At 38.7% G+C, this 11,179-nt stretch carries 11 protein-coding genes; 7 read left to right on the forward strand and 4 right to left on the reverse strand.

Features of this window, described 5'->3' with window-relative positions; genetic code table 11:
- Positions 1-828: 828 nt before the first annotated feature.
- Positions 829-1,395: a D-glycero-beta-D-manno-heptose 1,7-bisphosphate 7-phosphatase gene (gmhB, locus tag OO7_RS14070; RefSeq protein ID WP_008916597.1), complete on the reverse strand. Its 567-nt coding sequence runs from the start codon at positions 1,393-1,395 to the stop codon at positions 829-831.
- 170 nt (positions 1,396-1,565) lie between these two features.
- On the opposite strand from gmhB, the gene metN reads away from it, so the two are divergent.
- From metN to proS, 6 genes are all read left to right on the forward strand, one after another.
- Positions 1,566-2,597, forward strand: a complete 1,032-nt coding sequence (gene metN / locus OO7_RS14075) for a methionine ABC transporter ATP-binding protein MetN (protein WP_008916598.1) — start codon at positions 1,566-1,568, stop codon at positions 2,595-2,597.
- Positions 2,590-3,243, forward strand: a complete 654-nt coding sequence (gene metI / locus OO7_RS14080) for a methionine ABC transporter permease MetI (protein WP_008916599.1) — start codon at positions 2,590-2,592, stop codon at positions 3,241-3,243. Before metN ends, metI begins: the two co-directional genes overlap by 8 nt.
- A gap of 59 nt (positions 3,244-3,302) precedes the next feature.
- Positions 3,303-4,124, forward strand: coding sequence for a MetQ/NlpA family lipoprotein (locus OO7_RS14085; RefSeq protein WP_008916600.1), 822 nt, complete (start codon positions 3,303-3,305; stop codon positions 4,122-4,124).
- 128 nt (positions 4,125-4,252) lie between these two features.
- Positions 4,253-4,657, forward strand: a complete 405-nt coding sequence (gene rcsF / locus OO7_RS14090) for an Rcs stress response system protein RcsF (protein WP_008916601.1) — start codon at positions 4,253-4,255, stop codon at positions 4,655-4,657.
- A 5-nt stretch (positions 4,658-4,662) separates the two neighbouring features.
- Entirely contained in the window at positions 4,663-5,382 is a 720-nt protein-coding gene (tsaA, locus tag OO7_RS14095) for a tRNA (N6-threonylcarbamoyladenosine(37)-N6)-methyltransferase TrmO (RefSeq protein ID WP_008916602.1), read from the forward strand.
- 121 nt (positions 5,383-5,503) lie between these two features.
- Entirely contained in the window at positions 5,504-7,231 is a 1,728-nt protein-coding gene (gene proS, locus OO7_RS14100) for a proline--tRNA ligase (RefSeq protein WP_008916603.1), read from the forward strand.
- Positions 7,232-7,341: 110 nt separating this feature from the next.
- Here proS and nlpE read toward each other — a convergent pair whose 3' ends face one another.
- Entirely contained in the window at positions 7,342-7,998 is a 657-nt protein-coding gene (nlpE, locus tag OO7_RS14105; RefSeq protein ID WP_008916604.1) for an envelope stress response activation lipoprotein NlpE, read from the reverse strand.
- Between the two features lie 380 nt (positions 7,999-8,378).
- On the opposite strand from nlpE, the gene rof reads away from it, so the two are divergent.
- Positions 8,379-8,642 carry a Rho-binding antiterminator gene (rof, locus tag OO7_RS14110; RefSeq protein ID WP_008916605.1) on the forward strand — a complete coding sequence of 88 codons (264 nt, stop codon included), beginning with the start codon at positions 8,379-8,381 and terminating at the stop codon, positions 8,640-8,642.
- A gap of 69 nt (positions 8,643-8,711) precedes the next feature.
- Here rof and tilS read toward each other — a convergent pair whose 3' ends face one another.
- Both tilS and accA read right to left on the reverse strand, forming a co-directional pair.
- Positions 8,712-10,067: a tRNA lysidine(34) synthetase TilS gene (gene tilS / locus OO7_RS14115; protein WP_008916606.1), complete on the reverse strand. Its 1,356-nt coding sequence runs from the start codon at positions 10,065-10,067 to the stop codon at positions 8,712-8,714.
- A 142-nt stretch (positions 10,068-10,209) separates the two neighbouring features.
- Positions 10,210-11,169, reverse strand: a complete 960-nt coding sequence (accA, locus tag OO7_RS14120) for an acetyl-CoA carboxylase carboxyl transferase subunit alpha (RefSeq protein ID WP_008916607.1) — start codon at positions 11,167-11,169, stop codon at positions 10,210-10,212.
- Positions 11,170-11,179: the final 10 nt, after the last annotated feature.

Raw genomic sequence — 11,179 nt, forward strand, 5'->3', positions numbered from 1 at the left:
GAGTATGGCCCGTGTCTCAGTCCCAGAGTGGAAGATCATGGTGTGGGAGCAGTTAGGGATCGTCGCTTAGGTGAAACATTACCTCACGTACTAGCTAATCCCATATGGGTTCATCCGATAGCGCAAGGACCGAAGTTCCCCTGCTTTGCTCCTTAGAGATTATGCGGTATTAGCCACCGTTTCCAGTGGTTATCCCCCTCTATCGGGCAGATCCCCATACATTACTCACCCGTCCGCCGCTCGTCAGCGAGAAGCAAGCTTCTCCTGTTACCGCTCGACTTGCATGTGTTAGGCCTGCCGCCAGCGTTCAATCTGAGCCATGATCAAACTCTTCAATTAAAAGTGTTTGATGCTCAAAGAATCTTTACTGTCGCCTGATTTCCGAAGAAACCAGATTACCTATTAGTTCATATGTATATGAATTAACGTGTTAGTCACTCTTCAAGACTTTTTCAATCAAATATTTTTTGATAGTGTCTTGTGAGTGCCCACACAGATTGTCTGATAAATTGTTAAAGAGCGTTGCGACTATCTTTTTAATAGCGACCAAAGGTCTTTATCGCAATTTGGCGTATATTACGCCTACCTTTTCGAGATGTCAAGCTTTTTTTCGCTTTTTCTTTTCAGAACATCTCGCTGCCGTTTTCGTTACCGCCAACTTAACATTAACTCGTTTAACTTCAAGTTGTTAACTGCGGCTCCGTCACTCAGCGTTGCTTTGCATCGCCTTGTTCCTAGTCAGTGGATGCGCATTATAGGGAGCTGGAGAATTCTCGCAAGTGTTTTTTGCAAAAAATTATTTGATTGCTTGCATATCACTCAAAACGTCTATTTTTTGATGTTTTTTATCATATTTGGCAGGTCAGAAATACTATCAATGACAAAATCCGAACTCTCTATTGCAGCTTCAGTGACTTCCTGACCACTTCTGACTAAAACTGTTGTACCAACATTTGCCGCTTTTCCAGCTTGCATGTCTGCTAGTTTATCTCCAACCATATAAGAAGAAGCCATATCTATATTAAGAAAGGACTTAGCATCTAGTAACATGCCCGGTTTTGGTTTTCTGCAATCACAGTCAAGGCGATATATTTCATCCGTCGCCTCTGGATGATGAGGACAAAAATAGATCCCATCAAGGTCGATATCATGATCTGCTAATGACCAATCCATCCATTCTGTTAATTGCATGAAGTCATCTTCAGAATAAATTCCTCGTCCAATACCTGATTGGTTGGTCACGACCACCAGCGCATAGCCCATTTTTTTTAATTCAGCCATAGCTTCAATTGCGCCTTCAATAAATTGAAAGTCATCAATTTTATGTACATAACCATGGTCAATATTGATTGTGCCATCTCTATCAAGAAAAATTGCTGGTATACCTTTGCTCACCACTTTACTCCTAAAAATTTATGTCATTTAAGTATCTCATGAAAATAAAATAAATGAGAACATAATAAATTAAGGTAATCTTTATTGACTTGGACGTCTAGACGCCTTAACATCCGATCTAGTTAGATTTAATGTCTAAAAATTAATTCCTATATATTTAGAAGAAATAAATGATAAAGCTCTCGAATATTAATAAAGTTTTCCAACAAGGAAACCGTAACATACAAGCTTTGACTAACATCAGCTTGCATGTTCCTGCTGGACAAGTCTACGGTGTGATAGGTGCTTCTGGTGCAGGTAAAAGTACTTTAATCCGTTGCGTCAATATGCTTGAACGGCCGACATCAGGACAGGTTATTGTTGATGGACAAGATTTAACTGCACTACCTGAAAAGTCATTGACGAGAGCTCGTCGTGGTATTGGCATGATTTTCCAGCATTTTAATCTGTTATCATCACGTAATGTCTTTGATAACGTCGCATTACCATTAGAACTGGATAATACACCAAAAGAGAAAATTAAAGAGCGCGTGAATGAGTTGCTTGAGCTTGTTGGTTTAAGTGATAAAAAGGATGCTTATCCTGCCAATCTTTCCGGTGGTCAAAAGCAACGTGTTGCGATTGCTCGTGCTTTAGCAAATTCACCAAAAGTTTTATTGTGCGATGAAGCGACCAGTGCACTAGATCCTGCAACTACGCGTTCTATCCTTGAATTACTTAAGGATATTAACCGTAGATTAGGTTTAACTATTTTGTTAATCACCCACGAGATGGATGTGGTTAAACGTATTTGTGACCATGTTGCTGTTATCAGTGGCGGTCAATTAATTGAACAAGATAAAGTGAGTGAAGTTTTCTCTCACCCTAAAACACCAGTTGCCCAAGAGTTTATTAAATCTACTTTGGTCATCGATATTCCGGATGATTACAGTGAAAAACTAAAAAGCTCACCAGCTGAAGGTTTATCGCCATTACTGAAACTTGAATTCACAGGTCAGTCAGTCGATGCTCCTTTGATTTCCATCGCTGTACGTAAATTTGACATAGATATTAATATACTGAGTTCCCAAATTGATTATGCCGGTGGTGTGAAATTTGGCGTTATGCTAGCTGAAATACACGGGGTCAATGGTGGAGTTGAGTCAACAATTGAATTTTTGAAAGAGCATCATGTCAAAGTAGAGGTTTTGGGTTATGTCTGAAGGAATGATTGCACTACTTATATCAGGAACGATTGATACTATTATCATGACATTCGTTTCTGCAATTTTAGGGTTCTTACTAGGTGTGCCTACTGGCGTTCTACTTTACGTGACCCGTCGTGGACAAGTCATGGAAAATACTGTGCTTTATGCAGTTATTTCAGCAGTTGTGAATATTTTCCGTTCAATTCCATTTATCATTTTATTAGTATGGATAAGCCCATTTACAAAGTTTTTAGTGGGATCAGCGATTGGTATCGAAGGCGCGATTGTTCCACTGACTGTTGGTGCCATCCCATTCATTGCTCGAATGGTTGAAAATACATTATTAGAAGTTCCAAGTGGCTTAATCGAAGCTTCAAGAGCAATGGGCGTTACACCACTACAAATTATCCGTAAAATTTTATTACCAGAATCATTATCAGGGATTATCAATGCAGCAACGATCACCTTGATTATGTTAGTCGGTTATTCAGCAATGGGCGGTGCAGTTGGCTCCGGTGGTTTAGGGCAAATTGCAATGCAATATGGATATTACACTTATAATCCATTAGTTATGAATACCGTTCTTGTCCTATTAATTATCATAGTATTCATCATTCAATTTACGGGTGAATATCTGATGAAGAAAGTGTCACACAAATAGTCTCTACAATAGCAGCGCCGTTTTGGTGCTATAAAAGAAGCGTTAAAGGGGTATTACCTATGTCAATTAAATTCAAATCTATTGCAGTTGTCGGCGCGCTATTAGGTACATTAGCTCTAGCAGGCTGTGGTGAAAAGCAAAAAGATCCAAATAACATCAAAGTGGGTGTTATCATGGGTAAAGAGTTAGAAGTGGCTGAAGTTGCGCAGAAAGTTGCAAAAGAAAAATATGGGCTAAATGTTGAACTTGTTGCTTTTAATGATTTTGTTCTGCCAAATGAAGCACTCAGCAAAGGTGATATTGATGCTAACGCATTCCAACATAAACCTTATCTTGATCAGCAAATTAAAGATAGAAATTATAAAATAACACCAGTAGGTAATACTTTTATTTACCCTATTGCGGGCTACTCAAAACAAATTAAATCTATTGATGAACTAGCAGATGGCGCACAAGTTGCATTACCAAATGACCCAACTAACTTAGGTCGCTCATTATTATTACTGCAACAACAAGGTTTAATCACATTAAAAGAGGGCACAGGTTTGCTGCCAACTATTTTGGATGTTGTTGAAAATCCAAAAGGCTTAAAATTTATTGAGTTAGAAGCACCGCAATTACCTCGCGCGCTTGATGACCAAAAAATTGCCTTAGCTATCATCAACACAACTTGGGCAAGCAGTGCAACACCAAAACTTACTCCAGCAAAAGATGGTTTATTTGTTGAAGATAAAGAATCTCCATACGTTAACTTAATTGTTGCTCGTGACGATAATAAAGATAGCGAAAATGTGAAGAAATTTATTGAAGCGTATCAATCAGATGAAGTCGCTAAGAAAGCAGATGAAGTTTTCGATGGTGGTGCTGTTAAAGGTTGGTAATCTTTTTTATTAATTAGAAACAATTTAATATACTAGATGACTTATTGTCATCTAGTATTTTTTTGTATTAAAAACACACAAAACACAGCAAGAATATATTTCCAATACTTATAATAAAGGAAAAACTTATGAGATTGTTATTACCCACCCTTATGATTTTTGTCTTAACGGGGTGCGGAATGAATCAACAGATTTATAAAAATCAGAATAAAGGCTTTTCGAGTATGAAGTTGTCTAAGCCAGTCACTCAGAAAAAAGCCAAAGAAAAAAAATCAAATGTTAAGTTAATGAATAGCCCAGAAGAACTTCTTGGTATGCCTTTTCGAGATCTTGGTATTGTTTCAGGCGAATCTTGTCGTGCAAATGTTCAAAGTCCACCAGCAAGTGTGACAACAGCAAAAAATAGCATGTTAGTGAAAGCCGCTTACATTGCCGCGGATGCGGTGCTTTTACATCAATGTCAGACTCTGACTTATCCAGGCTGCTTTCAAGCAACAATTTGTGAAGGTAGTGCTGTACAAATTATCAATTAAAATAAATGAAATCATTTGAATGTAATATCATCGGCCATATTGAATCGCCTTATAAAGAGAAATTTGCTATCCCACGCCAGCCTGGACTCGTTTCGTCGGGAACAGGACGCCTGCATTTATACCCACCTTATAATGATCCAAACGCAATGCGAGGATTAACTCAATTTAGTCATATTTGGGTTCTTTTTGTTTTTCATCAAACCATGAATGGTGGATGGAAACCATTAGTTAGGCCACCACGATTGGGGGGAAATGACAAAATAGGCGTCTTCGCTACGCGCTCTACCTTTAGGCCCAACCCGATTGGTATGTCATTGATTGAATTAAAAGGAATTAGCCAAAAGAGTAATAATGTTATTTTAGAATTAGGAAGCTTAGATTTAGTGGATGGCACCCCAGTTATTGATATAAAACCCTATTTACCTTTTGCTGAAGCCATTCCTGATGCAAAAGCTGGATTTGCACAAGATGCACCTTCAGATGATATGCAAGTTATTTTCCATCCGCAGGTACAAAAAGCATTAACAGAATATGAAGTACAATACCCGGGGATACAGAAATTTATACAGCAGGTCTTAATGCAAGATCCCAGACCTGCTTATAAAAAAAATTCTGCCGAAATTCGTGATTATGCCGTCCATTTATTAAATTTTAATGTTCGTTGGAGAGTCATTGATAATGTGACGGAAATATTTGCTATCGAACCTTATGAAAAAACGGTTTAACCCCTTTTGGCAAAGCACAGTCACTGGTAGACTAGCTCTTTATCATGCTGCATTTGCAGCCTAGATTGATTTGGTAATATGACTTATTGCCATAACCCGTTGTTCTAATGGAACCTATACAATGCGTACTAGCAAATATCTGCTCTCAACATTAAAAGAGACTCCTGCGGATGCCGAAGTAATCAGCCATCAATTGATGCTTCGCGCAGGAATGATCCGTAAACTTGCATCTGGACTTTATGATTGGCTGCCGACTGGTGTCCGTGTTCTACGTAAAGTCGAGAACATTATTCGTGAAGAAATGGAAAATGCAGGCTCAATTGAAGTTTCTTTACCCGTCGTTCAACCCGCCGACCTATGGCTAGAGAGCGGCCGCTGGGAACAGTATGGTCCAGAATTGCTGCGTTTTACTGATCGCGGAGAGCGCCCTTTTGTCTTAGGTCCAACTCATGAAGAAGTCATTACGGATTTAGTACGTAATGAAATTACTTCATATAAACAACTACCACTGAACTTATTCCAGATTCAAACTAAATTCCGTGATGAAGTTCGCCCTCGCTTTGGTATCATGCGCTCTCGCGAATTTATCATGAAAGATGCTTATTCTTTCCATACATCGCAAGAATCATTACAAGAAACGTATGATGCAATGTATGAAGCTTATAGCAAAATCTTTACTCGAATTGGTTTTGATTTCCGCGCTGTACAAGCAGATACAGGTTCTATTGGTGGAAATGCGTCTCATGAATTCCAAGTGCTTGCACAAAGTGGTGAAGATGACATCGTCTTTTCAACGGAATCTGATTTTGCAGCAAACATCGAATTGGCAGAAGCTATTGCGCCATTAACACCTCGCCAAGCACCAACTGAAGAAATGCGACTTGTTGATACACCAAATGCTAAAACAATTGCAGAATTAGTTGAGCAATTTGGTTTACCAATTGAAAAAACGGTCAAAACTTTAATTGTTCGTGCGAAAAAAGATTCTGGTCATACATTAGTGGCTTTGCTTATTCGTGGCGACCATGAACTGAATGAAGTCAAAGCAGAAAAACATCCATTAGTTGCGAGCCCACTTGAATTTGCTTCAGAAGAAGAAATCAAAGCTGCTATTAATGCTGCTCCAGGTTCATTAGGCCCAATCAATATGCCTCTGCCTATCGTCATTGATCGCAGTGTTGCGACGATGAGTGATTTCGGTGCGGGTGCAAATATTGATGGTAAACACTATTTTGGTATCAACTGGGAACGTGATTTACCTCAGCCAGAAACTTTTGATTTACGTAATGTTGTTAATGGTGACCCAAGCCCAGATGGCAAAGGAACATTATTAATCAAACGTGGTATTGAAGTTGGTCATATTTTCCAACTTGGCACTAAATATTCTGAAGCGATGAAAGCCTCAGTACAAAATGAAGAAGGCCATAATCAAATCGTCACCATGGGTTGCTATGGTATTGGTGTAACACGTATTGTTGCCGCTGCAATTGAGCAGAGCCATGATGATCGCGGTATCATTTGGTCAGATGCTATTGCGCCATTCCAAGTAGCAATTTTACCAATGAATATGCACAAATCTTATCGTGTCAAAGAAGTTGCTGAAAAACTTTATGCTGATTTAAAAGCACAAGGAATTGAAGTTATTTTTGATGACCGCAAAGAACGCCCTGGTGTTATGTTTGCTGATATGGAACTGATTGGCGTGCCATATACCATTGTTATTGGTGACCGTAATTTAGATAGTAACCAAGTTGAATATAAAGCTCGCCGTAGTGATGAAAAATCATTGGTCGGACTTGATAATGTTGTGAGTTTCTTAAAAGAAAAACTCTCAAGCAACCTGAGTTAATCACCTTCTAACCCATAATACAAAATGCCCTCAAAGTAGATAGTTAATACTTGAGGGCATTTTATTTATTATCTAATTTAGTCCATTTATACTAAATCAGTTCAACATCATTATTTGCAAGAAGTTGATTTATCAAACATGATCTCACCTGTTTGTACTAAAGCAGGATCGAAAAGTCCATCTTCCATTGAAGGTCTAACGGTATAGTATCCTTCAATTTCAGCATATACAGGGGTTCCACCTGTGACACCTGTCGCACTATAGCCTTTTTCAAGCTCTAACCCTTCCGCTGCAAATTGACGGCCTGTTTTACATTCTGTAAATGTGGCTGCATCAGCAAAGTAGCGATACTCACCGATTTTCTTACTTGGTGCGACTTGCTTTAATGTATAGTTCAACTCTGAATCAATTTTATTACCTTCTTGATCCAGTAATGTCATTGATTTGTCATCGGTTGATGGTAAGAAGTAAGCTCGTTCACCTTTCGCATTTGTCATGCGTAATTTATTACCATCTTTAGCCCATGTACCAGTTTCATTAAATGTTTGATCGCCATCGCGAGTACCTAAGTACACTAATTGTTCAACATAGGTACCATCTTGATTAACCAGCAATGTTGCTTCAATACCTGAACAATCAGCACAAGGTATAATGCCAGTATAAGCTCTGTCTATGTAGGTTACTTTAGGCTCTTTAGTCACCGTTTGGCAGCCTACTACAGTTATTACACTCATCGCTATTAATGCTGAAAATAGTGATTTTTTCATTACCTTTATCTCCTAATTATTCAATTTTTATACTTTAATCCTTATTTACATCATAGCATCTCATATAAATCATGCTATTGCGATGATGACATTTAAGAATTGACTGATGTCTCTTCGGCTGCCATTATCAATCAAATTTAGGTCTAAATTTATAGTATTTATATACTGTTACAGTAATGTTTATCAAAAATAAGTACAAACACTTATTTATATCATTCGTAAAAATTTTTCATAAGAACTATTGTGCATGCTAAATGATTTTGTGTATAACACAGATTATTGTTCTTAAAATTACTGTGCTATCATCCAATGAAGCACATGATGCTTGGTAATAATAGTCAAGGCGGCAATAACCGCCACTAACATAGTGGTGAGGGAATATGTCTACAGATACTGAATATCAACCTATCAATTGTGATGATTATGAATATCTTGAGCTCGCCTGCCAACGTGAGTTGAAATTAGAAATTCAACTTTATGGCGGTGAGATTGTTGAAGGGAAAGCCAGTGACTTACTCTTACGGAAGAAAGTAGAGTACTTGATTTTAGAGACTCTCGATGGGACAAAAGAGTTAAGATTGGATTATATCGTAACCTTCAGTCATCCTGAAATCGGCACTATTGTTGTCGATCTCTCTCACTAGAACTCATCCAAGACGAGTTATTCTCTGCGCCCCTTATGATAAATCACAGTCTTAAGGGGCTTCTAATTACTACGACTTCACGCTTTGATACTCATCATTTTTCACCCAATGGTAGGCAACGCCTGGCGAGTCCACATTCACCAAACCTTCTGGTGTAATAAAACACCCCACAGCAGTAATTAATTTATCATTATAATATATCAGTGGCGTTCTTTCGCGCATCCAAGGTGATACACCTAACTCTTGCCAGATTTTTTTGCTACTGCGGGAGTGTTGCCGCCCAACAATATTGAATGTTCCTTGTAATCCAAAGCGTACAGTCACTTTTTCATTTTGCTCAGGAGGCCGTATTTGCCCTTCTCCTTCCATGACTTCAATTAGACCTAAAGATTCAGGCAATACAAAAGATTGTGGGTAATGCCATTCGAATTGTTGACCAAATAAACGATTAATCCGGCGAACGATCCACAATGCACCTTGATAACGCCGAATATCAACATGACCTAATTGACAAATAGGTTCCGCATCTTGCCTTGCGAGAGCAACTTCACACCAAATTCGCTCAAGTTGATTAAATGGAGGCATTGGCAGTTGATGTAAGCCAACCCAACGGCGTAATAAAGCATTGCGCTTTTCTCGAGAGCAATCCTGTAAGCCATCTATATATAATCCGCCGTGATAATCAACAATTTCATCTAATACATCTTGCAATAATTCATCAAGTAAAGATTCTTGCTCAGCACAGAGTGATGCACTACGTGAAACTGCATTTGTAAAGTGAGGCCAGCGTTCTGTGAGCATCGGCATAACATGTAATCGTAAAAAATTACGATCATACCGATCGTCCTGATTACTATCATCTTCAACCCAACTCAACTGGTATTCTTGCGCGTAAATTTCTAATGCATGACGGGAGATTGATAATAGCGGTCGTAATAACCAAGTTTGAACATTATCCGCAACAAACTCAATGCGCTCCGGCATTGAAGAAAGTCCCGCAGGACCACTTCCTCTTTTCAATGCCAGCATAAAAGTTTCAGCTTGATCATCTAAATGTTGTGCGGTCAAAAGCGCTTCATCAGAGTCAAGTTCATGACGATAAGCTTGATATCGAGCTGATCGAGCAGCTGCTTCAATGCCCTTATCCGTCGGATCAACAGTAACATGACAGCAAATAAACGGAATTTCCCATTTATTGCAAAGTTCTCGGCAATGCGCTTCCCATGAATCAGCTTTTGTATTTAATCCATGATGAATATGGATCGCTCGAATTTGTAGCTGTGGCCGCTGATATTTTTTTATTTGATAAAGTGAGTGCAATAGTACCGTTGAATCTACACCACCACTAAAACCAATTAATACTTTTGTGAAGTCACCTATTTTATTAAGCACATGTTCAATAATAACTTGTGATTGCTTAGTCATCTATTTGCCTTTGTTCATTGTTACTATTTTGACTATGACAAACAATATGATAGTCCTAATGGCAAGCATATTCTTGTAACTCATAAAAAACGGGAGCAAGTAAAAAACCAGCTCCCGTTCTTAAATAAGCTATAACTAAAAATTAGCAGTAACCATATTCCATCAATCGTTGATAACGGCGATTTTTTAGCGCATCTTCATCAAATTCCATTAGCTCATTTAAATCTTCGCTAAGGCGGGTTTTCAAAGATTGTGCTATTTCATCATAATTACGATGAGCACCGCCCAAAGGTTCTGACACAATATTATCAATCAATTTCAACTCTTTAAGGCGAGGAGCTGTAATCCCCATTGCTTCAGCGGCTAAAGGTGCTTTATCTGCACTCTTCCACAAAATAGAAGCACAGCCTTCTGGTGAAATAACGGAATAAGTGCTGTATTGCAGCATGTTGACTTTATCGCCAACACCAATGGCTAATGCACCACCTGAACCACCTTCACCAATAACAGTACAAATAACCGGAACGGATAAACGGGACATTTCACGTAAATTGCGTGCAATGGCTTCTGATTGACCACGTTCTTCAGCACCAACACCTGGATATGCGCCTGGAGTATCGATGAATGTAATAATAGGCAAATTAAAACGTTCAGCTAATTCCATCAATCGTAAAGCTTTACGATAACCTTCTGGTGCAGGCATACCAAAGTTACGGCGAATTTTCTCTTTAGTTTCGCGGCCTTTTTGATGGCCAATAACCATAACAGGTTGGCCCTCTAAACGCGCGATTCCACCAACAATAGCTTTATCATCCGCATAAGCACGATCTCCAGCTAATTCCTGAAAATCAGTAAAAATACGAGGAATATAATCTAATGTATATGGTCGACGTGGGTGACGAGCGAGTTTAGCAATTTGCCATGCCCCCAGATCAGAGAAAATCTTACGTGTTAGTTCAACACTTTTTTCACGTAAACGAGCAACCTCTTCATCTAGGTTGACTTCTAAATTGTTATCTTGACGACTAACTGCGGTCAGCGAATCAATTTTCGCTTCTAATTCAGCAATTGGCTGTTCAAAATCAAGAAAATCCAGACTCATAATATTCCTA

The organism is Providencia sneebia DSM 19967, from assembly GCF_000314895.2.
GTDB classification, from domain to species: Bacteria; Pseudomonadota; Gammaproteobacteria; order Enterobacterales; family Enterobacteriaceae; genus Providencia; species Providencia sneebia.

Coding starts and splice junctions, on each gene's coding strand:
- metN (WP_008916598.1), top strand. CDS start 1,566: ATGATAAAGCTCTCGAATATTAATAAAGTTTTCCAACAAGGAAACCGT.
- metI (WP_008916599.1), top strand. CDS start 2,590: ATGTCTGAAGGAATGATTGCACTACTTATATCAGGAACGATTGATACT.
- OO7_RS14085 (WP_008916600.1), top strand. CDS start 3,303: ATGTCAATTAAATTCAAATCTATTGCAGTTGTCGGCGCGCTATTAGGT.
- rcsF (WP_008916601.1), top strand. CDS start 4,253: ATGAGATTGTTATTACCCACCCTTATGATTTTTGTCTTAACGGGGTGC.
- tsaA (WP_008916602.1), top strand. CDS start 4,663: ATGAAATCATTTGAATGTAATATCATCGGCCATATTGAATCGCCTTAT.
- proS (WP_008916603.1), top strand. CDS start 5,504: ATGCGTACTAGCAAATATCTGCTCTCAACATTAAAAGAGACTCCTGCG.
- nlpE (WP_008916604.1), bottom strand. CDS start 7,998: ATGAAAAAATCACTATTTTCAGCATTAATAGCGATGAGTGTAATAACT.
- rof (WP_008916605.1), top strand. CDS start 8,379: ATGTCTACAGATACTGAATATCAACCTATCAATTGTGATGATTATGAA.
- tilS (WP_008916606.1), bottom strand. CDS start 10,067: ATGACTAAGCAATCACAAGTTATTATTGAACATGTGCTTAATAAAATA.
- accA (WP_008916607.1), bottom strand. CDS start 11,169: ATGAGTCTGGATTTTCTTGATTTTGAACAGCCAATTGCTGAATTAGAA.